The sequence below is a fragment of the Streptomyces barkulensis genome (assembly GCF_002843305.1).
GTDB lineage: Bacteria > Actinomycetota > Actinomycetes > Streptomycetales > Streptomycetaceae > Streptomyces > Streptomyces barkulensis.
Window position 1 is genome coordinate 1 of sequence record NZ_PGSG01000105.1, and the last position, 24029, is coordinate 24029.

Genomic DNA, 24029 nt, shown 5'->3' on the forward strand with positions numbered 1-24029 from the left:
TTCGGCACGATCCTGGGCGCGGTCAACTTCATCACCACGATCATCTGCATGCGCGCGCCGGGCATGACGATGTTCCGGATGCCGATCTTCACCTGGAACGTGCTGCTGACCAGCGTGCTCATCCTGCTGGCCTTCCCGCCGCTGGCGGCGGCGCTGTTCGCCCTGGAGTCGGACCGGGTGTTCCAGTCGCACATCTTCGACCCGTCCAACGGCGGCGCGCTGCTGTGGCAGCACCTGTTCTGGTTCTTCGGCCATCCGGAGGTCTACATCATCGCGCTGCCGTTCTTCGGCATCGTCTCCGAGGTCATCCCGGTCTTCAGCCGCAAGCCGATCTTCGGCTACATCGGCCTGATCGGCGCCACCATCGCCATCACCGGTCTGTCGATCACCGTGTGGGCGCACCACATGTTCGCCACCGGCGGTGTGCTGCTGCCGTTCTTCTCCTTCATGTCGTTCCTGATCGCGGTGCCCACCGGCGTGAAGTTCTTCAACTGGATCGGCACGATGTGGAAGGGCTCGCTGAGCTTCGAGACGCCGATGCTGTGGACGGTCGGCTTCCTGGTCACCTTCCTCTTCGGCGGTCTGACCGGTGTCCTGCTGGCCTCCCCGCCGCTGGACTGGCATGTGACCGACTCCTACTTCGTGGTGGCGCACTTCCACTACGTGGTCTTCGGCACGGTCGTCTTCGCGATGTTCGCCGGCTTCCACTTCTGGTGGCCGAAGTTCACCGGGAAGATGCTCGACGAGCGGCTCGGCAAGATCACCTTCTGGACGCTGTTCATCGGCTTCCACGGCACCTTCCTGGTCCAGCACTGGCTGGGCGCCGAGGGCATGCCGCGCCGGTACTCCGACTACCTGGCGGCCGACGGCTACACCGCGCTGAACACCTTCTCGACGATCAGCTCGTTCCTGCTGGGCATGTCGATCCTGCCGTTCTTCTACAACGTCTGGAAGACGGCGAAGTACGCGCCGAAGGTCACCGTGGACGACCCGTGGGGCTACGGCCGCTCGCTGGAGTGGGCGACCTCCTGCCCGCCGCCGCGGCACAACTTCGTCTCCCTGCCGCGGATCCGCTCCGAGTCCCCGGCGTTCGACCTGCACCACCCGGAGATCGCGGCCCTCGACCAGCTCGAGAACACCGGGGGTCCCGAGGGCCCGGCCCTCTCCGGTGCCAAGGAGGCCGGCAAGTGAAGATCCAGGGACGCATGTTCATCTGGCTGTCGGTCTTCATCCTGGCCGTCGCCGTCATCTACGGCTTCTGGGCCAAGGAGCCGGTCGGCACCACCGCGCTCTTCATGGCCTTCGGCCTGTCGATCATGGTCGGCTACTACCTGGCCTTCACCGCCCGGCGGGTGGACACCGGGGCGCAGGACAACAAGGACGCGGACGTCGCCGACGACGCCGGCGAACTGGGTTTCTTCAGCCCGCACAGCTGGCAGCCGCTCGTCCTGGCCGTGGGCGGGGCGTTCGCCTTCCTCGGCGTGGCCATCGGCTGGTGGCTGGTCTACATCTCCGCGCCGCTGCTGGTCATCGGTCTGTTCGGCTGGGTCCTCGAGTACTACCACGGCGAGAACCAGAACCAGTGAACCGGTAGGGAACCAGTAGCCCTACCCCCTTACGCACGGGTCATCTCCGGACACACTCCGGAGATGACCCGTTCGTACGTATCCGGCTCGTCCGTTCCGAGCAGCGTTCCTACCGTGGCAGCATGAGTCGTGGATCACGCAGGACGGCAATGATCTGCTTCCTGATGCTCGCGCCGCTCGCGGTGGGACCCACCGCATGCAGCAGTGGTGAGCGGCCTCAGGACGCGGCCCCCTACGACGCCACCGCGCACGTCTCGCTGAACACCGGCGGGAAAGGCCGTGCCGCGGACCCGGACCAGCCCCTGGAGATCACCGCCCGCGACGGCAACCGCATCACGGACGTCCGCGCGGTCGACACGGCGGGCCGCCGCCTGGAGGGCGCGCTGACCGCCGACGGCTCCCGCTGGCGCAGCGACACCCCGCTGGCCGGCGCCATGCGCTACACCGTCGTCGTCAGCACCGAGCGCGGCGACGGCTCCCCGGGCCGCCGCACCGCCGAGGTCACCACCCGGCAGGCGACCGGCGGCAGGAGGCTGGACGTGGACCTCGGGCCGGACAGCGGCACCTACGGTGTCGGCCAGCCCATCACCGCCGAACTCAGCCGGCCGGTCAGGGACGTCCGGCAGCGCGCGATCGTGGAACGCGCGCTGACGGTGGAGTCCTCGCCCGCCGTGGAGGGTTCCTGGCGCTGGATGGACGACCACACGCTCCACTACCGCCCGCGCTCCTACTGGCCCGCGCACGCCACCGTCGAGGTGCGCGGCAGCCTGGAGGGCGTGTGGATCAGGGACGGGCTGCGCGGCGGGAAGGCGGAGCCGGTGCGCATCCGGACCGGCGACCGCGTCGAGGCCGTCGTCGACATCGACGAGACGGAGATGACCGTCCGGAAGAACGGCGAGGCCGTCCGGACCGTCCCGGTCACCACCGGCAAGCCGGGGTTCCGCACCCGCGAGGGCGTCAAGGTGGTGCTCGGCCGGCAGGCCGCCGTACGCATGACCGGCACCAGCATCGGCATCCCGGCGGGCAGCGCCGAGTCCTACGACCTGAACGTCCAGTGGGCCGTGCGGCTCACCGACAGCGGCGAGTTCGTCCACGCCGCACCCTGGTCGGCGGCGCACCACGGCAGGGAGAACGTCAGCCACGGCTGCACGGGTATGAGCATCGAGAACGCCCGCTGGTTCTTCGACAACGTCCGCCAGGGCGACATCGTCCGGCACGTGGGAGGAGACGGGCCGAGGATGCCGGCCTTCGGCAACGGCCTCGGCGACTGGAACCTCTCCTGGGACCAGTGGCGCGAGGGCAGCGCCCTGAGTTGACCGGCCGGGAGGACCCGGAAGGAGCAGAGCTCACTCGAAAGAGGTAAGGGCCGCTGCCGGCACCTCGGGTGCCGGCAGCGGCCCTTCGCCCGCGGGCGTACTCTCAGGCGGCCGCGTGCGCGTCGCGGCGCAGCAGTCCGGCCAGGGCGTCGGCCAGGAGCACCGGGTCCACCGGGTGCGGAACGGCTGCCTCCGCCCGGCTCCAGGTCGCCAGCCAGGCGTCCTGCGGGCGGCCGATCAGCAGCAGGACGGGCGGGCAGTCGAAGATCTCGTCCTTGATCTGGCGGCACACGCCCATCCCGCCGGCGGGCACCGCCTCGCCGTCCAGGACGCAGACGTCGATGCCGCCCTCCTCCAGGGCCGTGAGCACGGCGGGAAGCGTGGCGCACTCCACGTACTCGACCCGCGGCACGTCGGCGGCCGGTCGGCGCCCGGCGGCCAGCCGCACCTGCTCGCGGGTGTTGGCGTCGTCGCTGTAGACCAGCACCGTGGCGGTCGGCTGCATGGTTCCTCCGTGTCCTCGGGGACGCCCGCCAAGGGCGTCTCGGGGTGTCTCGGGGTGGCTCAGAGGTCCACGGGCCCGTGGAGCCACGGACCTGTGGGCCGCGTATGCCGTCGTTGGCGGATGCTACTCCGTCCCGGCCCGTCGCGTCAGGGATCCGGAAGGCCCGGGGATGGGCCGTCTGAGCAGGACATGGGCGGTTGACACACCGAACAGGACCCCCCGAGGTGAGGGCCGGATAAGCGACCGACATAATGTCGGCGTGGCGACAGCAACAGCAGTAGATACCGGGCACGCGCACCCGTCGGTCAACAGGCCGAACCTCACCAGCGTCGGGACCATCATCTGGTTGAGTTCCGAGCTGATGTTCTTCGCGGCCCTCTTCGCGATGTACTTCACCCTCCGGTCGGTGACGGGAGCCGAATACTGGACGGAACGGGCGGACATCCTGAACCTCCCGTTCGCGGCGACGAACACCACGATTCTGGTGCTCTCCTCCCTGACCTGCCAGCTCGGCGTCTTCGCGGCCGAGCGCGGTGACGTGAAGAGGCTGCGCCTGTGGTTCGTGATCACGTTCATCATGGGTGCGATCTTCATCGGCGGCCAGGTCTTCGAGTACACCGAGCTGGTCCACGAGGGCGTCTCCATCTCCTCGGGGCCGTACGGGTCGGCGTTCTACCTGACCACCGGCTTCCACGGCCTCCATGTGACGGGCGGCCTGATCGCCTTCCTGTTCGTCCTCGGCAGGACGTACATGGCACGGCGCTTCACGCACCACCAGGCCACCGCGGCCATCGTGGTGTCCTATTACTGGCACTTCGTCGATGTCGTCTGGATCGGCCTCTTCGCCACCATCTACCTGATCAAGTGATCAGGCAGTACAGCCAGAAGCATCGACGCAGAAGATCCTGACACCGGGGTAATCCGTGAAAAAGCTCTCCGCACGACGGCGCCATCCGCTGGCGGCGCTCGTCGTCCTACTCTTCGCGCTGGCGGCCACCGGGGGGCTGTACGCCGCGTTCGCCCCCGCGGACGAGGCGAAGGCCGACACATCGGCCGCGTCCTCGCAGTCTCTCGCCATCGAGGAGGGCGAGAAGCTCTACGCCACCGGCTGCTCCAGTTGCCACGGAACCGGTGGCCAGGGCACGAGTGACGGTCCCAGCCTCGTGGGCGTCGGCGCCGCGGCCGTGGACTTCCAGGTGGGCACCGGCCGCATGCCGGCCCAGTCCCCGGGCGCTCAGGCGCCCAAGAAGCCGCAGGTCTACACGCAGGCGCAGATCGACCAGCTCGCGGCGTACGTCGCCTCGCTGGGCCCCGGTCCGAGCATCCCGACCGAGGAGCAGTACGACCCCGCGGGCGCGGACAGCGCCGCGGGCGGCGAACTGTTCCGCACCAACTGCGCGCAGTGCCACAACTTCACCGGTGAGGGCGGCGCCCTCACCAACGGCAAGTACGCTCCCTCGCTCGACGGTGTCTCCGACAAGCACATCTACGAGGCGATGCTGACCGGCCCGCAGAACATGCCCGTCTTCCCCGACTCGGTGCTGCCGGAGAAGGAGAAGAGGGAGATCATCGCCTACGTCAACGACGTCCAGGGCGAGGACGAGAAGTCCCCCGGCGGCTTCAAGCTGGGCGGTTTCGGCCCGGTCGCCGAAGGCATGTTCGCGTGGACGATCGTCCTCGCTCTTCTGATCGGCGTCGCCGTGTGGGTCGCGGCGCGTACCGCCAAGGCCAGGAAGTCATGAGTAGCCACACCGGATCCCACGACGTGCCAGACGAGAACCTGCCGGCGGGGCGCGAGGGCGCCCACGGCGAGGCGGCCAGGGCACAGAACCCGTTCGCCGACCCCGGGCTGCCGCCCCACGAGCCGCGTGTCCAGGACATCGACGAGCGGGCCGCCAAGCGTTCCGAGCGCACCGTCGCCCTGCTGTTCACGGTCTCGATCCTGGCCACCATCGGCTTCATCGCCTCCTATGTGATCTTCCCGATCGACCAGTACGTCTTCATCTGGCCGCTCGGTGAGATCAGCGCCCTGAACTTCTCGCTGGGCATGACGCTGGGCATCGCCCTGTTCTGCATCGGCGCCGGCGCGGTCCACTGGGCCCGCACGCTGATGTCGGACCACGAGCTGATCGGCGAGCGCCACCCGATCGAGGCGGACGAGCCGACCCGTACGCAGGTCCTGGCCGACTTCGCCCAGGGCGCCAAGGAGTCGCAGCTCGGCCGCCGCAAGCTGATCCGCAACACCATGTTCGGCGCGCTGGCCGTGGTGCCGCTGTCCGGCGTGGTGCTGCTGCGCGACCTCGGTCCGCTGCCCGAGGACAAGCTGCGCCACACCGCCTGGGAGAGGGGCAAGCTGCTCGTCAACCAGAACACCGACGAGCCGCTGCGTCCCGAGGACATCACCGTCGGCTCCCTGGTCTTCGCCAAGCCCGAGGGCCTGGAGGAGGGCACCCACGAGTTCATGGCGGAGATCGCCAAGGCCGCGGTGATGCTGGTGCGCCTGGAGCCGGAGGACATCAAGGACAAGCAGGAGCTGGACTGGTCCCACGAGGGCATCGTGGCCTACTCCAGGATCTGCACCCACGTCGGCTGCCCGGTCACTCTGTACGAACAGCAGACCCACCACGTGCTGTGCCCGTGCCACCAGTCGACGTTCGACCTGGCCGACGGCGCGCGTGTGATCTTCGGTCCGGCCGGCCACCCCCTGCCGCAGCTGCGGATCAGTGTCAACGAAGACGGCTACCTCGAGGCGCAGGGCGACTTCGCGGAGCCCGTCGGCCCGAGCTTCTGGGAGCGCGGATGAGTACTGCAGGCGACGCCCCGAAGCGCCGGGGCAAGGCGCCCGCCGGCGAGCGGGTCGCGGACTGGGCCGACGGCCGGCTGGGCATCTACAGCCTGGCCAAGGCCAACATGCGGAAGATCTTCCCGGACCACTGGTCCTTCATGCTCGGAGAGGTCTGCCTCTACAGCTTCATCATCATCATCCTGACCGGTGTCTACCTGACGCTGTTCTTCAACCCGAGCATGGGCGAGGTGGTCTACCACGGCTCCTACGTGCCCATGCAGGGTGTCCACATGTCGCAGGCGTACGCCTCGACCCTGGACATCAGCTTCGACGTCCGCGGCGGTCTGCTCATGCGGCAGATCCACCACTGGGCCGCGCTGGTGTTCCTGGTGGGCATGTTCGTCCACATGATGCGCGTCTTCTTCACCGGCGCGTTCCGCAAGCCGCGCGAGATCAACTGGCTGTTCGGCTTCCTGCTGCTGGTGCTGGGCATGTTCACCGGCTTCACCGGCTACTCCCTGCCGGACGACCTGCTCTCGGGCACCGGTGTCCGGTTCATGGAGGGCGCGGTCCTGTCCGTGCCGGTGGTCGGCACCTACATCGCCTTCTTCCTCTTCGGCGGTGAGTTCCCGGGAACGGACATCATCCCGCGGTTCTTCGTGGCCCACGTCCTGCTGCTGCCCGGCATCATGCTGGGCCTGGTGGTGGCCCACCTGATCCTGGTCTTCTACCACAAGCACACCCAGTTCGCCGGTCCCGGACGGACCGAGAAGAACGTCGTCGGCATGCCGCTGCTGCCGGTCTACATGGCCAAGGCCGGAGGCTTCTTCTTCCTGGTCTTCGGTGTCATCTCGGTCATCGCCGCGACGTTCACCATCAACCCGATCTGGGTGCTGGGCCCGTACCGGCCGGACCAGGTGTCCACCAACGCGCAGCCCGACTGGTACATGGGCTTCTCCGAGGGGCTGATCCGCGCGATGCCCGCGTGGGAGATGGTGCTGCCCGGCGGCTACACCCTCAACCTGGGCGTGGCCCTCCCGCTGGTGGTCATCTTCCCGCTGGTCCTCACCTCGATCGCGGTGTACCCGTTCATCGAGTCCTGGATCACCGGCGACAAGCGCGAGCACCACATCCTGGACCGCCCGCGCAACGCCCCGACGCGCACCGCGTTCGGCGCGGCCTGGATCGGCGTGTACTTCCTGCTGCTGGTCGGTGGCGGCAACGACCTGTGGGCGACCCACTTCAACCTGTCGATCAACGCCATCACCTGGTTCGTCCGGATCGGCTTCTTCGTGGTCCCCGTGGTCGTCTTCATCGTCACCAAGCGGATCTGCCTGGGTCTGCAGCGGCGCGACCGCGAGAAGGTGCTGCACGGGCGCGAGAGCGGCATCATCAAGCGGCTGCCGCACGGTGAGTTCGTCGAGGTGCACGAGCCGCTCTCCCGGGAGCAGCTGCACACCCTCACCGCGCACGAGCAGTACGAGCCGCTGGAGATCGGTCCGGAGACGGACGAGAACGGCGTGCGGCGCAAGATCGGTCCCGTCCAGAAGCTCCGGGCCAGGCTCAGCCGGGGCTACTACGGGGAGGGAAGCCAGATCCCCAAGCCGACCGCGGAGGAGTTCAAGGAGCTCACCAGCGGCCACAGCCACGGCCACTGATCCACGGCCGCCGAGTCCGGTACAGGGTGTCGCCACACCCCGGGCCCCGGTCCTCCTGAGGGAGGGCCGGGGCCCTCGGCGTTCCCGGGAGCTGTCCGGACTGCGGGCAGCGTCCGTGGACGCCGCGGCGCGCCGTTAGGCTGGCCGCGGGCCGCCGAGCCGATCCGGCCGCCTTCGCATCCGACCACGCCAGGAGTGATTCCCATGAGCGCTGCTACGACCACCGGAGGCGACACCGTGGCGGCGCGCACCTGGCCGGACGTGCTGAGCGCCCTGCTGGCCGGCGAGGACCTGCCCGCCGGGAGCACGGCCTGGGCGATGGACCAGATCATGCGCGGCGAGGCGACCGACGCCCAGATCGCCGGGTTCGCGGTGGCGCTGCGCGCCAAGGGCGAGACGGTCGACGAGGTCACCGGGCTGGTCCGCGCGATGTACGCGCACGCCAACGTGATCGAGGTGCCCGGCCCGTCCGTCGACATCGTCGGCACCGGCGGCGACCGGGCCAGAACGGTCAACATCTCGACGATGTCCGCGATCGTGGTGGCCGGGACGGGCGTGCGCGTCGTCAAGCACGGCAACCGCGCGGCCTCCAGCGCGTCCGGTTCCTCGGACGTCCTGGAGAAGCTGGGCGTCAACCTGGACCTCACCCCCGAGCGGGTCGCCGAGGTCGCGGGCGAGGCCGGGATCACCTTCTGCTTCGCGGTGAGGTTCCACCCCGCGCTGCGCCATGTGGCCGCGGCCCGCAGGGAGCTGGGCGTCGCGACCACCTTCAACTTCCTCGGCCCCCTGACCAACCCGGCCCGGGTGAAGGCCCAGGCAACCGGTGTCGCCGACGCCCGGATGGCGCCGATCATGGCGGGTGTGCTCGCCGAGCGGGGGACGTCCGCGCTGGTCTTCCGCGGCGACGACGGCCTGGACGAGCTGACGGTGACGGGCACCTCGACGGTGTGGGTGGTCCAAGGCGGCGAGGTCCGCACCGAGACCTTCGACCCGCGCGACGTCGGCGTCTCCCTGGTCCCGCTGGAGGCGCTGCGCGGTGCGGACGCCGCCCACAACGCGGACGTGGCCCGGCGGCTGCTGGAGGGGCGGAGGGGACCGGTGCGGGACGCCGTCCTGCTGAACTCCGCGGCCGCGCTGGCCGCCCTGGAGCCCACCGGGGCGCCGCTGACCGAGCAGATCGCCGCGGGGATGGAGCGGGCCGCCCACTCCATCGACTCCGGCGCGGCCAGGGCGGCGCTGGATCGCTGGGTGGCGGCCAGCAACGCCTGAGGCCGCCCCGCGGTCCCCGGGGAGCGCGGGGGCCGCACGAGCCCGCGGGGAGCCCGTGGGCTCGTGCGGGAAGCCCGGCGGCCCGCGGATCTCAGGAATCGAGCCCGATGGCGAAGGCGGCCTCCAGGTCGTGCTGGGAGTAGGTCCGGAAGGCGATGTGGGTCTCGGTGGACTCCACACCGGGGACCTTGCTGATGCGGCCCGGGATGACCTCCGCGAGATCGTCGTGCCGGGCCACGCGCACCATGGCGATCAGGTCGTGGGCGCCGGTCACCGAGTAGACCTCGCTGACACCCTCCAGTGCGGCGATCTGCTCGGCGATCTCCGGGATGCGGTCGGTGCTGGTCCTGATGAGCACGATCGAGGTGATCACGGTTTTCCCTTCTTCGGGGGAGGGGCCGCGGCGGCGCCTCGGCGGGCCTTTCGCTCTCGTGGTCCCACCACAGGCGGAACTGGCCCGCTCACTGTAGCCGCCGCCCGCGGCGGGCCCACGGGCGCGGGGGAGGGCGGGGGCGCCGCGGGAGACAGGGGGGCGGACCGGTTCCGCGGACGGTACCGGTCCGGATACGGGCCCCCGCCGCGGCGCGCCCGGTGGCCGCCAGGCCGTAGGGTTGCGGGGATACCCCCGGCCGGGCGCCCGGGGTACACGCACCACGCGAGCATCTTCCGGGGTCCGGGGCACCCGGGTACCGGAGAACGCCGGAAAACGCCGGAACACGGCGGAGCGGCAGCACGACGGCAGGACCGAAGGCAGGACGACGGCAGGACGACGGCAGGACCGAGGAGAGGACAGGATGATGCCGGTTCCCCGACCGAACGAAGGATCGCGGTGGCGCTGCACGATGTGCGGCAACCTCACCCGCTTCGATGTGACGCGCTCCAGCAAGGTGGTGGAGTACGTCCATCTGGACCTGGCCGGGGAACCGAGGGTCGAGGAGCGCGAGGTGCTCAGTGAGACGATCGAGTCGGTGCGCTGTCGCTGGTGCAACGCGGTGGACCAGGTCGAGCTGGTGGACCGCCCCAGCTCCGGCGCGCAGGTGTGACGACGGGCAGGTGTGAACCGTGGTGGAACGGACGGGTGGTGAGCGCGGACCGGGTGAGCCCGGCGAGGAGGCGCTCGACCGCCCGCTGCCCGAGAAGGTACGCCGCCGGGTGGTGGCGCTGACGGGTGACGCGCTCGGCGGCCTCACCGTCGCCGAACTCCCCGTCCCTCTGCGGCAGTACGCCCGTTTCACCCCCCAGCGGCGAGTCCGGTTCGCGGGCAACGCGATGGCCGCAGCCCTGGAGAGCGATCCGGCCTTCCGGCAGCGCATCGCCGACCGGCTGTGCGAGGCGCTGCCGGAGCTGGCCGCGTCCGTCCGGGGCGGTACGTTCCCGGCCGCCGCCGACCCCGTGGACGTGGCCGCGGTCGCCTATGTGCTGCGGCCTCAGGGCTGGGTCAAGCTCGTCGCCGCCGCGAGCGAGGAGGCCCAGCGGACGCAGGCCGAACGCGCCGGCGAGGAGGCGGAGCGGGAACTGGCCCGGCTCCGTGAGGAACTGGCGCAGGCCCGGGCCGCCGAGCGTGCCCACACCGAGGGGCTCCGCGCGGAACTGGACGCCGCCCGCAAGGAGACCGACTCCCTGCACCGCAGGCTGCGCAGCGCGCTCAGCGACGTCAAGCGCGGCGAGGCGGCGGCGCGCAAGGCGCGGGCCGAGCTGGAGGAGGCGCGGGCCGCGGCCGCCGCGGAGAAGGCCGCCGCCGAGAGCGAGGCGCGCCGGCTGCGGTCGCGGCTGGCGGAGGCGGAGGCGGCCCTGGAGGCCGGCCGCCGCGCGGTGCGCGAGGGGCGCAGTGTGGAGGACATGCGCCTGCGGCTGCTGCTGGACACGGTGCTGGACGCCGCCCAGGGGCTGCGGCGCGAACTCGCCCTGCCGCCTGCCACGCACCGCCCGGCCGAGACCGTGGACGCGGTCGAGCCGGGCCGGATGACGCCGAAGGACATCGCCCGGCGCGCCCTGTCCGAGGAGGACCCCGCGCTGCTGGACCAGTTGCTGGCGCTGCCCCAGGCGCATCTGGTGGTGGACGGCTACAACGTCACCAAGACCGGCTATCCGTCACTGCCCCTGGAGAAGCAGCGGCTGCGGCTGCTGGGCGGACTGGCGGGGCTGGCGGCCCAGACCGGCGCCGAGGTGACCTGTGTCTTCGACGGGGCGGAACTGGCGGCTCCGGTGCTGCTGGCGCCGCCGCGGGGAGTGCGGGTGCTGTTCAGCAAACCCGGGCAGACCGCCGACGAGCTGATCCGGCGTCTGGTGCGCGCGGAGCCGCCCGGCCGTCCGGTGGTCGTCGTCTCCGCCGACCGCGAGGTGGCCGACGGCGTGGCCGCGGCCGGAGCCCGTCCGGTGGCGTCGGTGCTGCTGCTGCGCAGGCTCGGCCGCACCTGAGCCGCATCTGAGCCGCACCCGCCCGGAGTGCCGCCCGCCGCCGTGTCCGGCGCCCTGCCCGGTGCCGTGTCCGACGCCGCGTCATCTCCCCGCGCGTGCCCGGAATGTCCGCCGAGGGCGGCACTCAGCGTCAGGCCGCGGTAGCCCACAGTGGAGCGATGGTAAAGGATGTGGCCGACGGGCGAGATTTTTCCTATGAGGATTTGAAGCGATCACCCCGCATGGCTAGTGTCTGGCCCGAACCTCTGCGCAGTTGATCACCCAACCGGGGTGACAGCGGAGGAACCGCCGAATCCGCGGCGCTCATCGCGGAGCCGGGTGGCCCCGGTCACTCCCGGCAGGCGGCTGAGGAAGAAGGAGCTCGCCCCAGTGGCGTCCCACCGTCGACCCAAGCAGCCGAACCGCGCACGTGTGACCGTGCTCACCGCGACCGCAGCGGCGGCGGTCGCACTGACATCCCAGACGGCCCAGGCCGAACCCAAGCCGACCAAGGACGAGGTCAAGGCCAAGGTCGACAAGCTCTACGAAGAGGCCGAGCACGCCACGGAGAAGTACAACGGCGCGAAGGAGAAGCAGGAGAAGCTGCAGAAGCAGGTCGGCAACCTCCAGGACAGCGTCGCAAGCGGTCAGGGAGAGCTGAACGACCTGCGTGACAGCCTCGGTTCGATGGCCACGGCCCAGTACCGCAGCGGCGGCCTCGACCCCTCCCTTCAGCTGTTCCTCTCCTCCGACCCGGACAGCTACCTGGCCAAGGCCTCCGCGCTCGACCAGCTCAGCAGCAAGCAGGCCGGCGCGCTGAAGAAGATCCAGGCCAAGCAGCGGACCCTCTCGCAGCAGCGCGAGGAGGCCTCCGAGAAGCTGAAGGACCTGGAGGACACCCGCAAGGAACTCGGCGACAAGAAGAAGAAGATCCAGGGCAAGCTCGCCGAGGCCCGGCGGCTGCTGAACACCCTCACCGCCGAGGAGCGCGCCGAGCTCGCCAGGCAGGAGGAGCGCGCCAACCGCGCCTCCTCGGCCCGTGTGGACCTCGGCAGCTCGGCCTCCGCCACACAGCGCGCCTCGGCCGCCCTCGGCGCGGCCAAGTCCAAGCTGGGCTCCCCCTACGTCTGGGGCGCGACCGGCCCGAGCTCCTTCGACTGCTCCGGGCTGACCTCCTGGGCCTACAGCCAGGCCGGCGTCTCCCTGCCGCGCACCTCGCAGTCCCAGGCCAACGCGGGCACCCGTATCTCCCGGAGCCAGCTCGCCCCCGGCGACCTGGTCTTCTTCTACAACGACCTGCACCACGTCGGCCTCTACGCGGGCAACGGGCAGATCCTGCACGCCCCGAAGCCCGGCGCCAACGTGCGCTACGAGTCGATCAACAACATGCCGTTCATGTTCGGCGTGCGCGTCTGACCGGCCGTCACCTGCGCTTTCCAGCCTCCTCCGTACGGGTGAATCCCGGCGGGGGAGGCTTTTCGCCGTCCTCTTCCGCCTCCCGTCGCCGGCCCGGCTCCGACCCGGCCCCGACCTGCCTCTGACCTGCCGGTGAACCGGTCCCGGCCCGCGCCACGGTTCCGCGCCGGGGGAGGAGCGCCGCGCGATGGGCGGTGCGGCGGTGCGTGAACGGAACGTGTCCGTGCCGCTACTGTCGGCCGCCACCGTCCTCGAAGCGGAAGGGAGAGCGGTTCCGCCGTGGTCTCGCAGCCTTCGCCCCGACACGCCCCCCGCCGTTCCGGCTCCCGCCGGCGCGCCTCCTCTTCCGGCCTGTCCGGGCTGGGTACCCGGGTCACCGCGCTGTCCGCCGCCGCGGGCGCGGCGGCGGTGCTGACGGCGGCCCCGGCGGGGGCCGACCCCGCGGACGGCCCGGCCCCGGCCGCGCTGAGCGCGCGGGTGGACCGTCTCTACGCCGACGCGGAGCGGGCCACCGAGCGCTACAACACCGTCTCCGAACGCGTGGAGGACCTGCGCGAGGAGGTGGAGAGGGCCCAGGACGGGGCCGCCCGCGACCAGGCCAGGGTCAACCGGATGCGCGGGGACCTGGGCTCCCTGGCGAGCGCGCAGTACCGCTCCGGCGGCATCGACCCGGCCCTCGCGCTGCTCCTGTCCGAGGGGCCGGAGGAGTACCTCGCCAAGGCCGCCACCCTCGACCGGATCAACAGCCGCCAGGCGGCCAAGCTCAAGGCGTTCCGCGGCGCGGTGCGCGCGCTGGAGCAGCAGCGCACCGAGGCCGGCGGGAAACTCGCCGAACTGCGGCGCCGGCGCGCGGCCCTGGGCGAGCACCGCGAGACCGTGCAGCGCAAACTCGCGGCCGCACAACGGCTGCTCAACCGGCTCCCGCCCGAGGAGCGCGCCGCCCGCGGGCACACCTCGCGCGACGGCGGACATCCCGGCGCGCCGATGGAGTCGGCCCCCTCGTCGCGGGCCGCCGCAGCGGTCGCCGCGGCCCGCGGGGCGGTCGGCGCGCCGTACGCCTGGGGCCAGGCCGGCCCCCACGCCTTCGACTGCTCGGGCCTGACCTCCTGGGCGTACGCCCGGGCCGGGGTCTTCCTGCCGCGCACCTCGCAGGGGCAGCTGCACGCGGGGCGGCACGTACCGCTGGAGCGGGCGCTCCCCGGCGATCTGGTCGTCTACCGGTCGGACGCCAGCCATGTGGGGATGTACGTCGGCGGGGGCCAGGTCGTCCACGCCCCGCGCCCGGGGGCGCGGGTGCGGTACGACCCGGTCGGGATGATGCCGGTCGCCGCCGTGGTCCGGCCCTGACCTTGTCCCCGGCCCCGGTCCTGAGCCCGGCCCTCCGCGCGCCCCGGGCCGGGACCGTACGATCAGCGGTGTGACACACAGGTGGCGGAGGGCGTCGGCGGTGCCGGCCGTACTGGTGGCCGGGCTACTGGCGTTCCAGCCGGGCTGTGTGGAGCGGGACCGGGACGGCGCCGCGGAGCGCGGGCTGCTCCAGGCGGTGCTGGACCGCCAGGCCGAGGCGGTGCTCACCGGTGACCGCGAGGCGTACCTGTCCACCGTCGATCCGCGCGCGGACGGCTACCGGGACGCCCAGCGCACGGTGTTCGGCAACCTCGCCCGGCTGCCGGTCGACCACTGGTCCTACCGCGTCACCGCCACCGGCGACGACGCCTTCCCGCTTCCGGAGGACGGGGGCGCCGGCCCCCGGCGGGTCGCGGTCCGGGCCGAACTGCGCTACCGGTTCGAGGGCTACGACCCCGCACCGGTGCGGGACGTGGAGTACCTGACCCTCACCGAGCGGAAGGGCCGCTGGTACGTCTCCTCCGACGGCGACGGCGACGGCGACGGCGACGGCGACGGCGACGGCGGCGACGGCGACGGCGACGGCGACGGCGGCGACGGCGCGTCCGGCGGCCGTCGCGGTACCCAGCAGCTGTGGGAACAGGGCGAGATGACCGTCGTACGCGGCGAGCGGAGCCTGGTGCTGGGGGTCGGCCGCCCGGAGTTCGACCTGCGCGCCCTGGCGGACGACGCCGACCGCGCGGTCCCCGGCGCAGGCGAGGCCTGGCCGCGCGAATGGCCGCGCCGGGTGCTGGTCCAGGCCCCCGCCACACTGGAGCGGATGGCCGGCCTCCTGGGCGGCCCGCCCTCCTCCTACCGCGGCATCGCCGCCGTCACCACCGGGGAGGTGGGCGGCGGGGGCGCAGCCCCCGCCGAGCGGATCGTGGTCAACCCGGAGGCCTACTGGCTGCTGGGCGAGGAGGGGCGGCGGATCGTCATGACCCACGAGGTCACCCATGTGGCCACCCGCGAGCACACCACCGAGTCCACCCCGCTGTGGCTGTCGGAGGGCTTCGCCGACTGGGCCGCCTACCGGGGAGTGGACCGGTCGCCCGCCCGGATCGCCCCCCTGCTGGCCGACGCCGTCCGCGACGGCGAGGTGCCCCGCCGACTGCCCACGGACGAGGAGTTCGCCTTCGACGGGGACGCCGACCGGCTCGCCCGCTCCTACGAGAGCGGCTGGCTGCTGTGCCGGATGGTGGCGCAGCGGTGGGGTGAGGAGAAACTGGTCGAGCTGTACCTGGCGGCGGGCGAGTCCGGCGGCGGCATGGACCCGGTGGTCCGCGAGGTGCTCGGCACCGGCATGGACGGGCTCACCGAGCGCTGGCGCGAGTACGTGCGGCGGGAGCTGGGCGGGCGGTAGCGCCCGCGGCGGCACCGCGCGGGCGCCGTACGGGGTGCCTCACCGGGAGACCAGTCCGCCCTCCGGCTCCGGCGCCTTCGCACCCCTGCCGCGCCCGTCCCCGCCGTCCCCGCCGTCCTCGCTGTCCTCGTCGTTCCCGGGGGCCCTCTCCGTACGGCGCAGGGGCTCGGTCACCGTCGTGCGCCACAGCCGGGCGCAGGCCAGCACCGCGGCGGCGACCAGCAGTCCGTTGCGCACCACCAGCAGCGTGACGCCCAGGGCGTCGCTCGCCACCACACTGCCGAAGTTGAGGGGGAACTCCAGCAGTGTCACCCCCGTCGCCACGACCACCAGCACGGCGGGCAGCCCCTGCCGGCCGGTGCGCAGTGTCACGCACACCGCCGCCAGGCCCACCAGCCAGACCATGTACTGCGGGCTGATCACCCGGCTGGTGACGGTGAACAGCAGCACCGCGGCGAACGCGGCGTCCGCCGCGGTGGACGCCGTCCACTCCACCGCGCGCAGCCGCCACCGCAGCATCCAGCCGAAGGCGGCGGCGGTGCACAGCAGCGCCGCGGTGCTCACCAGGTCCACGTACGGGCCCAGGAACTCCACCGAGCCGTAGTTCAGCAGCACCTGGCCCTCCCAGCCGAAGTGCCGCGCCACGTGGAAGACCAGGGCGCCCACCGACTCGACCTCGGTGCCGCGGTCGCGCTGGTGGGTGAGGAAGTCCAGTGCGCCGGGCATGGCGGCGGCGAACGCGGCGGTCAGCACCAGGGCCGCCGCCACGGCAGCGCCCCACACGGCGCGGGTGACGCGCCCGCGCGGCGTGCCCACCAGCAGCAGCGCGGGCCACACCTTCAGCAGCGCCCCGAAGGCCGCCAGCGCCCCGGCCGTGCGCGGGCTGCGCGACAGCGCCAGCAGCGCGGCGACCGCGACGGCGGTGACCATCAGGTCGTAGCGGGCGTACACCGTCGGGCCCAGCAGCGGCACCCCGGCCACCCACACCCACGCTCCCGCACGGCCGCGGCCGCGCTCCGGCCCGGCGCCGCGCCGGGAGGCGTACAGCAGCAGCGCGAACGCGGCGGCGTCGGCGGCGCAGGCCAGCACGTAGAACGCGGCCGGGTACTCCAGGAAGGGCAGCAGCGCGGGGGAGAGGATCGCCAGCGCCGCGGCGGGCGGGTACTGCCAGGTGACGTCGTCCGGCGGGAAGACACCGGTGCTCAGCACCCGGTACCAGCCCTGGTAGATCACCGAGACGTCGCTGGTGACGTCCGGTCCCGGCACCGTGATCACCTTGAACACGCACAGGAGCAGCACGGTCCGGGTGGCGGCCCAGGCCGCGATCAGAAGGCGCATGGACCGACCGTACCGGGTGCCGCCCCGGCGCCCCGAGGGCAGCGGGTACTGTCGGCGGCGATGGACAAGACCCTGATCGTCACCAACGACTTCCCGCCCCGGCCCGGCGGCATCCAGGCCTTCCTGCACAGCATGGCGCTGCGGCTGGACCCGGAGCGGGTCGTCGTCTACGCCTCGACCTGGAAGCGCGGCCGGGAGGGCGCCGAGGCCACCGCTCGCTTCGACGCGGAGCAGCCCTTCACCGTCGTGCGCGACTCCACCACCATGCTGCTGCCGACCCCGCGCGTGACGCGCCGCGCGGTCTCGCTCCTGCGCGAACACGGATGTGCGTCGGTGTGGTTCGGGGCGGCGGCGCCGCTGGGGCTGATGGCCCCCGCGCTGCGCCGGGCGGGAGCGCGGCGGCTGGTGGCGACCACCCACGGCCACGAGGCCGGCTGGGCCGGGCTGCCGGCCGCCCGGCAGTTGCTGCGGCGCATCGGCGAGGGCACCGACACCCTCACCTACCTCGGCGAGTACACCCGCTCCCGGATAGCCGCCGCGCTCACCGGCGAGGCGGCGGCGCGGATGGTCCATCTGCCGCCGGGCGTCGACGAGAAGACCTTCCACCCCGGCTCCGGCGGCGACGCGGTGCGGGAGCGGCTGGGCCTGGCCGGCCGGCCGGTCGTGGTGTGCGTCTCGCGGCTGGTGCCGCGCAAGGGCCAGGACACCCTCGTCCGCGCCATGCCGCGGATCCTGGCCGAGGTGCCCGACGCGGTGCTGCTGATCGTCGGCGGCGGGCCCTACGGGCAGGCGCTGCGGAGGCTGGCCGAGGAGACCGGTGTGGCCGGCTCGGTCCGCTTCACCGGCGCGGTGCCGTGGGAGGAACTGCCCGCCCACTACGGCGCGGGCGACGTCTTCGCCATGCCCTGCCGCACCCGCCGAGGCGGGCTCGACGTGGAGGGGCTCGGCATCGTCTACCTGGAGGCGTCGGCGACCGGGCTGCCGGTCGTCGCCGGCGACTCCGGCGGCGCTCCCGACGCCGTGCTGGACGGGGAGACCGGCTGGGTGGTGCGCGGTGGCGCCCCGGGCGGCGAGGCGGCCGCGGAGACGGCCGACCGCATCGTGAACCTGCTCAAGGACCCCACGCTGCGCCGCCGGATGGGCGAGCGCGGCCGCGAGTGGGTCCAGGAGCGCTGGCGCTGGGACCTGCTGGCCGAGCGGCTGCGGGCACTGCTCTAGCGCGTCGGTCTCGGCGGACCGATGGAGCGTGTCCCGCCTTCCGGCCGGGCGGGCCCGCCCCGGGAAGGGCGGCGAACGCCGGACCGCCCCGGTCCGGACGGAAGTCCTTCCGTCCGGACCGGGGCGGTCCGTGTGTCCGGCGGCGTCCGCGCAGCCGCGCCAAGGGCGCGCGGCGGACGCCGCGTTACGCGTAGAGCGCCTCGATCTCCTGCGCGAAGTCCTTGGCGACCACACCGCGCTTGAGCTTCATCGAGGGCGTCAGATGGCCCGAGTCCTCGGTGAACTGGGCCGACAGAAGGCGGAACTTGCGCACCGACTCCGCACGGGAGACGGCCGCGTTGCCGTCGTCCACCGCCTGCTGGACGGCCGCCAGCAGCTCGGGGTCCTCCAGCAACCGCTCCCCGGACAGGCCGGACTTGCCGTGCTCCTCGGCCCAGCGGGGCAGGAACTCCTCGTCCAGCGTGATCAGCGCGGCGACGAACGGGCGGCCGTCGCCGACCACCATGCACTCGGCGACCAGGGCGTGGGCCCGGATGCGGTCCTCGATGACGGCCGGGGCGACGTTCTTGCCGCCCGCCGTCACCAGGATCTCCTTCTTGCGGCCGGTGATGGTGAGGTAGCCGTCCTCGTCGAGGGTGCCGATGTCGCCGGTGTGGAACCAGCCGTCCTCCATCGCCTCGGCGGTGGCGGCCTCGTTGTTCCAGTAGCCGCTGAACAGGTGCTCGCCGCGCAGCAGCACCTCGCCGTCGTCGCCGATGCGGACCGTCGAGCCCGGCAGCGGCTGTCCGACCGTGCCGACCTTCGGGCGGTCGTAGGGGTTGAAGGCGGTGGGCGCGCAGGACTCGGTCAGGCCGTAGCCCTCCAGCACGGTGAAGCCGATGCCGCGGTAGAAGTGCCCCAGCCGCTCGCCCAGCGCCGCGCCGCCGGAGATGGCGTGGGTGGCCCGGCCGCCGAGGACCGCGCGCAGCTTGCCGTAGACCAGCTTGTCGAAGAGTCTGTGCTTCAGCCTCAGGCCCAGCGAGGGGCCGGAGGCGGTGTCCAGCGCGCGGCTGTAGGCGATCGCGGTGTCGGCGGCCCGGTCGAAGATCCTCCCCTTGCCCTCGCCCTGCGCCTTGGCCCGCGCCGAGTTGTAGACCTTCTCGAACACCCGGGGCACGCCCAGGATCAGCGTCGGGCGGAAACCCGCGAGGTCGTCGGTGAGCTGTTTGATGTCGGGGCTCAGACCGAGCCGGATCGGCGCCATGACGGCGGCGATCTGCACCATGCGGCCGAAGACGTGGGCGACCGGCAGGAAGAGCAGCACCGAGCCCTCGCCGGGGACGAACAGCGGCTTGAGCCGCTCGACCACGTTGCCGCAGTCGGCGAAGAACGCCCGGTGGGACAGGACGCAGCCCTTGGGACGGCCGGTGGTGCCGGAGGTGTAGACGATGGTGGCCGGGGCGTCGGCGCCGGCGGCGCCGCTGTGCTCGTCCAGGACCGCGTCGGTGATCTGCGTGCCGGAGTCGGCCAGTTTCCGCACCGCGCCGTCGTCGATGATCCACAGGTCCGCCAACTGGGGCAGCCGGTCGCGCACGGACTCCACCGCGGCGGCGTGGGCGCCGCTCTCCACGACACAGCCGACCGCGCCGGAGTCGGACAGGATCCACTGGATCTGCTCGGGAGAGCTGGTCTCGTAGATGGGCACGGTCACCGCGCCGGCGCTCCAGACGGCGAAGTCCAGCAGCGTCCACTCGTAGCGGGTGCGCGACATCAGGCCGATCCGGTCACCGGGGCGCACGCCCGCCGCGATCAGGCCCTTGGCGGCGGCCCGCACCTCCGCCAGGAACTCCCGGGCGGTCAGGTCCTCCCAGCCGCCCTCGGCGTCCTTGCGGGCGATGACCGGGAGGTCGGGGTGCTGTGCGGCGTTGCGGCGGATGAGATCGGTCAGATTTCCGTCCGCGGGCACCTCGTACAGGGCCGGAAGGCTGAACTCGCGCAAAACTGATGCTCCTCATCGGCGCCGCCGCGGATCCGCCGGGAAACGGACCTCCGTCGGCTCTGGCCCAAGACATACCGTCTTGAGGGTGGACGGCCACGGACGTTACCCACCAGTACGGGGCTCGGGATAGGGGGTGGCGCCGAGATGTTCGGTGCGTCACACACCACGGGACTGTCACCAGCAGGGTAGTCCACGCACCCGGCGGCCACGAAGGAGCCGCAGGTCCAGGGGGTGCGCGCGGACCCTCCGCGCGCCGGGGCGCGGGTTCTAGGGTGGCCTCATGCGAGTCCATGTGGTGAGCGACGTACACGGCAACAGCCGGGACCTGGCCGCGGCCGGCGAGGGCGCGGACGCACTGGTCTGCCTGGGCGATCTCGTGCTGTTCATCGACTACGCCGACCACACCCGCGGCATCTTCCCCGACCTCTTCGGCGCGGAGAACACCACCCGGTACGTCGAACTGCGCACCGCGCGCCGCTTCGACGAGGCCCGCGAGCTGTCGGCCCGGCTCTGGGCGGACGTGGACAAGGCGGGGGCGGTGGAGGCGGCCGTGCGCCGCCAGTACGCCGAGCTTTTCGCGGCCTTCCCCGCCCCCACCTACGCCACCTACGGCAACGTGGACCTCCCCGCGCTGTGGTCCGAGTACGCCGGCGAGGGCACCACCGTCCTGGACGGGCGTACGGCCGACATCGGCGGCCTGCGCTTCGGCTTCGTCGGCGGCGGGCTGCCCAGCCCGATGCGCACGCCCTTCGAGGTCGACGAGGAGACGTACGCGGCCAAGGTCGCAGCCCTCGGCGAGGTCGACGTACTGTGCTCCCACATCCCGCCCCTGGTGCCCGAGCTGTGCTACGACACCGTCGCCCGCCGCTTCGAGCGCGGCAGCGAGGCGCTGCTGGAGGCCGTCCACGCGGTGCGGCCCCGGTACGCCCTCTTCGGCCACGTCCACCAGCCCCTGGTGCGGCGTACGCGGATCGGCCGGACCGAATGCGTGAACGTCGGCCACTTCAACGCCACCGGCAGGCCCTGGGTCCTGGAGTGGTGACGGCGCCGGGCGGACGGGAACGCGGACGGGAGGGGGAGCACGCGGGGAGGCGGGGGCGGGCGGGCCGCCGCGTCCGCGCGCGATAGCCTTCCCCCGCAGACGGCGGCGGACCACGAGCCGGGCGCAGCAACGCGGAGGAGCCACAGGGATGGCCGAGCACACCAGGTCGAGCATCATCGTCGAGGCGGCACCGGCCGAGGTGATGGAGGTGATCGCCGACTTCGAGCGCTACCCGGAGTGGACCGGCGAGGTCAAGGAGGCCGAGGTGCTCTCCACCGACGACCGCGGCCGGGCCGAGCAGGTACGGCTGCTGCTCGACGCCGGGGCCATCCGGGACGAGCACACCCTCGCCTACGAGTGGGCCGGTCCCGAGGAGGTCCGCTGGTCCCTGGTGAGGTCGCAGATGCTGCGCACCCTGGACGGCGTGTACCGCCTGCGGGCCCTCGACGACGGCAGCCGCACCGAGGTGACCTACCAGCTCACCGTGGACGTGAAGATCCCCATGCTCGGCATGATCAAGCGCAAGGCCGAGAAGGTCATCATCGACCGTGCTCTGGACGGGCTGAAGAAGCGCGTCGAGAGCGGCGCCAAGTCCTGAGCGTGGAGGGCACCCGGACGCGCACGGTCCTGGTCACCGGCGGCGGGGGCAGCGGACGCACCACCGTCGCGGCCGCCACCGCGCTGGCGGCGGCCGGAAGCGGCCGCCGCACCCTGCTGCTCAGCGCCGAGGACCCGGCGCTGCTGGGGGCGCTGTTCGGCACGGACGGCGCGGACGGCACGGACGGCGCGGGCGGGGAGGGCGGGGAGGGGGCCTCCCGCGAGGTCGCGCCCGGCCTGGTCCTGTCCCGTCTCGACTCCGGCGCCGACTTCCGGGCCCGTGCCGTGGCCCTCCAGGAGCGCGCCCGCTCCGCCCTGGACCTGCTGGGCGCTGAGCCGCTGGACGACGACGAGCTGGCCGAGCCGCCCGGAGCCGACGCCTTCGCCCTGCTGCGCGCCCTGCGCTCGGCGCACGACCCGGCCGCGCACGACCCGGCCGCGCACGACCCCGCCGGGGGAGGTCCGTACGACCTGGTCGTGGCCGACATGCCGCCGGTCGGGCCGGCCGTGCGCACCCTGGCGCTGCCCGAGCACACCCGGCGCTGGCTGCGGCGGCTGCTGCCGCCCGAGCGGCAGGCCGCCCGTGCGCTGCGGCCGGTGCTGGCCCAGCTCGCCGGGGTGCCGATGCCCGCCCGCTCGCTCTACGAGGCCGCCGGCCGGCTGGACCGCGAACTCGCCGCCGTACAGGCGGTGGTCGAGTCGCCGGGGACGACCGTGCGGCTGGTCGTCGAGCCCGGCCCCGCCGCCGTCCGTGCGCTGCGCGCCGCCCGGGCCGGACTCGCGCTGCACGGCCTGGCGCCGGACGCCGTGGTCGCCAACCGGCTGCTGCCCACCGCCTCGCCCGACCCCTGGCTGGCGGGCCTGGCGTCCCGCCAGCAGGAGGCGCTCAAGGAACTGCTGGACGACTGCCCGTCCGGCCCGGCGGCCGTGTGCGAGCTGCCGCACCTGGGGCGGGAGCCGCAGGGCGCGGCCGACCTCGGCGAACTGGCGGAGCGGCTCCCGCCGCCCGGCCCGCCGCCCGGCTTCCCGCCCGGAGCCGCCCCGGGCGGGGACCGGGCCGAGGGCCCGTGGGCGGTGGAGGACCGGCTGGCGGACGAGGGCGTCCTGCTGTGGCGGCTGCCGCTGCCCGGCGCCGTCCGCGAGACGCTGTCCCTGGTGCGCCGCGGCGACGAGGTCGTCGTCACCACCGGGCCGTTCCGCCGGGTGCTGCCGCTGCCCGCCGCGCTGTGCCGCTGCGCGGTGGCCGGCGCCCGGCTGGCCGACGGCGAGCTGACGGTGCGCTTCGAGCCCGAGCCCGGGCTGTGGCCCGCGCGGGACTGACCGAGGGAGCCCGTCCGACGCCCCGGGCGCCGCCGGGGCGTTCGGGTAACGTCGAGGAGGAGGGACCGCCCGCCGGGCGCCCCTCCGCCACACGCCGCGGACCGCCGCGGCCCCGCCGCAGCCACCGCCCCAGGAGCCCGCCATGAGCGATGCCACCGAGCGCCCCTCCCACGACGCGGACCCGGGGGCCGATTCCGATGCCTGGGCCACCGCCTGCGAGGAGGACCTCGCCGCCGAGCGCGAGCGCCGCCGCGAGCGGTACGGGACTCCGCCCGGGAGCGCCGCCGAGGAACTGCTCAAGCTGGCCGAGGCGGTCACGGGGAAGCTCGCCGAACTCGGAGGGCCGCTGGCCGGCCCCGCCGCCCGGGGCGCGGTGCGGCAGTTCGCCCAGTTCGCCGACCGCGCCAGAGCGGCGGTGGAACCCGTCGTCGAACGCAACCCGGAGGTCTTCGACCACCTCGCCGCCGCGGGCGGCGAGCTGCTGGCCGCCTACCGCGCCGCGGTGACGGACCAGGAGGGGCGCTGGACCCGTGCGGGAGCGGGCGGCGGCGCGGCGGAGGACGGAGGCGAAGCCCGGGACGGGAAGGACGGGAAGGACGGGAAGGACGGGAAGGACGGGAAGGACGGGAGAGACCGGGGAGAGAAGGGCAAGGGCGGCGAGGGGGAGGGCCCCGCAGGGTCCCAGCGGATCGACCTCGACTGACCTCCGCTCCGGCTCCCGCCCCGGCCGGAACCCGGCCGGGAACGCTTCGGATGCCGTTCGGACAGTGTTCAGACCTTGTACGGACCGGGTTGGGTTTCGCAGTCGGTCCGTTCAAGCCTCCGCCCTCCGGTACGGTTGTGCACAGCGGGGAT

General features: G+C 72.9%; 22 protein-coding genes. 18 read left to right on the forward strand and 4 right to left on the reverse strand.

The genetic code is table 11. The features are described from left to right. From CUT83_RS22275 to CUT83_RS22285, 3 genes are all read left to right on the forward strand, one after another. On the forward strand, nucleotides 1-1191 hold a 1191-nt coding region (locus CUT83_RS22275; RefSeq protein WP_101257619.1), incomplete at its 5' end, for a cytochrome c oxidase subunit I. Then, entirely contained in the window at nucleotides 1188-1586 is a 399-nt protein-coding gene (locus CUT83_RS22280) for a cytochrome c oxidase subunit 4 (protein WP_093848464.1), read from the forward strand. The genes CUT83_RS22275 and CUT83_RS22280, both read left to right, overlap by 4 nt. A gap of 122 nt (nucleotides 1587-1708) precedes the next feature. Further along, nucleotides 1709-2902, forward strand: coding sequence for a L,D-transpeptidase (locus CUT83_RS22285; RefSeq protein ID WP_101257620.1), 1194 nt, complete (start codon nucleotides 1709-1711; stop codon nucleotides 2900-2902). Nucleotides 2903-3005: 103 nt separating this feature from the next. Here CUT83_RS22285 and CUT83_RS22290 read toward each other — a convergent pair whose 3' ends face one another. Continuing rightward, a complete protein-coding gene (locus tag CUT83_RS22290) occupies nucleotides 3006-3407 on the reverse strand; it encodes a response regulator transcription factor (protein ID WP_101257621.1) in 402 nt (133 codons plus the stop codon). 259 nt (nucleotides 3408-3666) lie between these two features. Between CUT83_RS22290 and ctaE the strand changes: the two genes are divergently transcribed. The 5 genes from ctaE to trpD all read left to right on the forward strand — a co-directional run bounded on the left by ctaE (nucleotide 3667) and on the right by trpD (nucleotide 9119). After that, nucleotides 3667-4275: an aa3-type cytochrome oxidase subunit III gene (gene ctaE / locus CUT83_RS22295; protein WP_093848461.1), complete on the forward strand. Its 609-nt coding sequence runs from the start codon at nucleotides 3667-3669 to the stop codon at nucleotides 4273-4275. Nucleotides 4276-4330: 55 nt separating this feature from the next. Further along, nucleotides 4331-5149 carry a cytochrome bc1 complex diheme cytochrome c subunit gene (qcrC, locus tag CUT83_RS22300; RefSeq protein WP_101257622.1) on the forward strand — a complete coding sequence of 273 codons (819 nt, stop codon included), beginning with the start codon at nucleotides 4331-4333 and terminating at the stop codon, nucleotides 5147-5149. Continuing rightward, nucleotides 5146-6210 carry a cytochrome bc1 complex Rieske iron-sulfur subunit gene (qcrA, locus tag CUT83_RS22305; RefSeq protein WP_101257623.1) on the forward strand — a complete coding sequence of 355 codons (1065 nt, stop codon included), beginning with the start codon at nucleotides 5146-5148 and terminating at the stop codon, nucleotides 6208-6210. Before qcrC ends, qcrA begins: the two co-directional genes overlap by 4 nt. Beyond that, nucleotides 6207-7850, forward strand: coding sequence for a cytochrome bc1 complex cytochrome b subunit (gene qcrB / locus CUT83_RS22310; RefSeq protein ID WP_101257624.1), 1644 nt, complete (start codon nucleotides 6207-6209; stop codon nucleotides 7848-7850). Before qcrA ends, qcrB begins: the two co-directional genes overlap by 4 nt. 204 nt (nucleotides 7851-8054) lie before the next feature. After that, complete coding sequence (gene trpD, locus CUT83_RS22315; protein WP_101257625.1) at nucleotides 8055-9119, forward strand: anthranilate phosphoribosyltransferase; 1065 nt, start codon at nucleotides 8055-8057, stop codon at nucleotides 9117-9119. A 91-nt stretch (nucleotides 9120-9210) separates the two neighbouring features. Here the strand turns inward: trpD and CUT83_RS22320 are convergent, their stop codons facing one another. Next, nucleotides 9211-9492 (reverse strand): Lrp/AsnC family transcriptional regulator, encoded by a 282-nt coding sequence (locus tag CUT83_RS22320; protein WP_093848456.1) that lies wholly within the window; start codon nucleotides 9490-9492, stop codon nucleotides 9211-9213. A gap of 424 nt (nucleotides 9493-9916) precedes the next feature. On the opposite strand from CUT83_RS22320, the gene CUT83_RS22325 reads away from it, so the two are divergent. From CUT83_RS22325 to CUT83_RS22345, 5 genes are all read left to right on the forward strand, one after another. Next, entirely contained in the window at nucleotides 9917-10162 is a 246-nt protein-coding gene (locus tag CUT83_RS22325; protein ID WP_093848576.1) for a hypothetical protein, read from the forward strand. Nucleotides 10163-10184: 22 nt separating this feature from the next. After that, on the forward strand, nucleotides 10185-11537 hold the full coding sequence (locus CUT83_RS22330) for an NYN domain-containing protein (protein ID WP_101257781.1): 1353 nt from the start codon (nucleotides 10185-10187) through the stop codon (nucleotides 11535-11537). Between the two features lie 369 nt (nucleotides 11538-11906). Continuing rightward, a complete protein-coding gene (locus tag CUT83_RS22335; RefSeq protein WP_101257626.1) occupies nucleotides 11907-12932 on the forward strand; it encodes a C40 family peptidase in 1026 nt (341 codons plus the stop codon). A 279-nt stretch (nucleotides 12933-13211) separates the two neighbouring features. Continuing rightward, the gene (locus CUT83_RS22340; protein ID WP_101257627.1) at nucleotides 13212-14279 is read left to right on the forward strand and encodes a C40 family peptidase; all 1068 of its coding nucleotides are present in this window, start codon (nucleotides 13212-13214) and stop codon (nucleotides 14277-14279) included. A 70-nt stretch (nucleotides 14280-14349) separates the two neighbouring features. Continuing rightward, nucleotides 14350-15681: a peptidase MA family metallohydrolase gene (locus tag CUT83_RS22345; protein ID WP_143688610.1), complete on the forward strand. Its 1332-nt coding sequence runs from the start codon at nucleotides 14350-14352 to the stop codon at nucleotides 15679-15681. Between the two features lie 39 nt (nucleotides 15682-15720). Here the strand turns inward: CUT83_RS22345 and CUT83_RS22350 are convergent, their stop codons facing one another. After that, complete coding sequence (locus CUT83_RS22350) at nucleotides 15721-17019, reverse strand: glycosyltransferase 87 family protein (RefSeq protein WP_101257629.1); 1299 nt, start codon at nucleotides 17017-17019, stop codon at nucleotides 15721-15723. Between the two features lie 60 nt (nucleotides 17020-17079). On the opposite strand from CUT83_RS22350, the gene CUT83_RS22355 reads away from it, so the two are divergent. Then, nucleotides 17080-18237, forward strand: coding sequence for a glycosyltransferase family 4 protein (locus CUT83_RS22355; RefSeq protein ID WP_101257630.1), 1158 nt, complete (start codon nucleotides 17080-17082; stop codon nucleotides 18235-18237). Between the two features lie 184 nt (nucleotides 18238-18421). Here CUT83_RS22355 and CUT83_RS22360 read toward each other — a convergent pair whose 3' ends face one another. Further along, a complete protein-coding gene (locus tag CUT83_RS22360) occupies nucleotides 18422-20215 on the reverse strand; it encodes an AMP-dependent synthetase/ligase (RefSeq protein ID WP_101257631.1) in 1794 nt (597 codons plus the stop codon). Between the two features lie 280 nt (nucleotides 20216-20495). On the opposite strand from CUT83_RS22360, the gene CUT83_RS22365 reads away from it, so the two are divergent. The 4 genes from CUT83_RS22365 to CUT83_RS22380 all read left to right on the forward strand — a co-directional run bounded on the left by CUT83_RS22365 (nucleotide 20496) and on the right by CUT83_RS22380 (nucleotide 23877). Further along, nucleotides 20496-21257, forward strand: a complete 762-nt coding sequence (locus CUT83_RS22365; RefSeq protein WP_101257632.1) for a metallophosphoesterase family protein — start codon at nucleotides 20496-20498, stop codon at nucleotides 21255-21257. 148 nt (nucleotides 21258-21405) lie between these two features. Further along, a complete protein-coding gene (locus CUT83_RS22370; protein ID WP_101257633.1) occupies nucleotides 21406-21855 on the forward strand; it encodes an SRPBCC family protein in 450 nt (149 codons plus the stop codon). 2 nt (nucleotides 21856-21857) lie between these two features. Continuing rightward, nucleotides 21858-23174: an ArsA family ATPase gene (locus CUT83_RS22375; protein WP_101257634.1), complete on the forward strand. Its 1317-nt coding sequence runs from the start codon at nucleotides 21858-21860 to the stop codon at nucleotides 23172-23174. A 142-nt stretch (nucleotides 23175-23316) separates the two neighbouring features. Beyond that, nucleotides 23317-23877 (forward strand): DUF5304 family protein, encoded by a 561-nt coding sequence (locus tag CUT83_RS22380; protein WP_101257635.1) that lies wholly within the window; start codon nucleotides 23317-23319, stop codon nucleotides 23875-23877. Nucleotides 23878-24029 lie beyond the last annotated feature (152 nt).

What these genes read in the sequence shown, in the direction of transcription:
- CUT83_RS22285 (WP_101257620.1), top strand. Translation starts at nt 1,709, where the DNA reads ATGAGTCGTGGATCACGCAGGACGGCAATGATCTGCTTCCTGATGCTC.
- qcrB (WP_101257624.1), top strand. Translation starts at nt 6,207, where the DNA reads ATGAGTACTGCAGGCGACGCCCCGAAGCGCCGGGGCAAGGCGCCCGCC.
- CUT83_RS22365 (WP_101257632.1), top strand. Translation starts at nt 20,496, where the DNA reads ATGCGAGTCCATGTGGTGAGCGACGTACACGGCAACAGCCGGGACCTG.
- CUT83_RS22355 (WP_101257630.1), top strand. Translation starts at nt 17,080, where the DNA reads ATGGACAAGACCCTGATCGTCACCAACGACTTCCCGCCCCGGCCCGGC.
- CUT83_RS22290 (WP_101257621.1), bottom strand. Translation starts at nt 3,407, where the DNA reads ATGCAGCCGACCGCCACGGTGCTGGTCTACAGCGACGACGCCAACACC.
- CUT83_RS22370 (WP_101257633.1), top strand. Translation starts at nt 21,406, where the DNA reads ATGGCCGAGCACACCAGGTCGAGCATCATCGTCGAGGCGGCACCGGCC.
- CUT83_RS22380 (WP_101257635.1), top strand. Translation starts at nt 23,317, where the DNA reads ATGAGCGATGCCACCGAGCGCCCCTCCCACGACGCGGACCCGGGGGCC.
- CUT83_RS22350 (WP_101257629.1), bottom strand. Translation starts at nt 17,019, where the DNA reads ATGCGCCTTCTGATCGCGGCCTGGGCCGCCACCCGGACCGTGCTGCTC.
- qcrA (WP_101257623.1), top strand. Translation starts at nt 5,146, where the DNA reads ATGAGTAGCCACACCGGATCCCACGACGTGCCAGACGAGAACCTGCCG.
- CUT83_RS22325 (WP_093848576.1), top strand. Translation starts at nt 9,917, where the DNA reads ATGCCGGTTCCCCGACCGAACGAAGGATCGCGGTGGCGCTGCACGATG.
- trpD (WP_101257625.1), top strand. Translation starts at nt 8,055, where the DNA reads ATGAGCGCTGCTACGACCACCGGAGGCGACACCGTGGCGGCGCGCACC.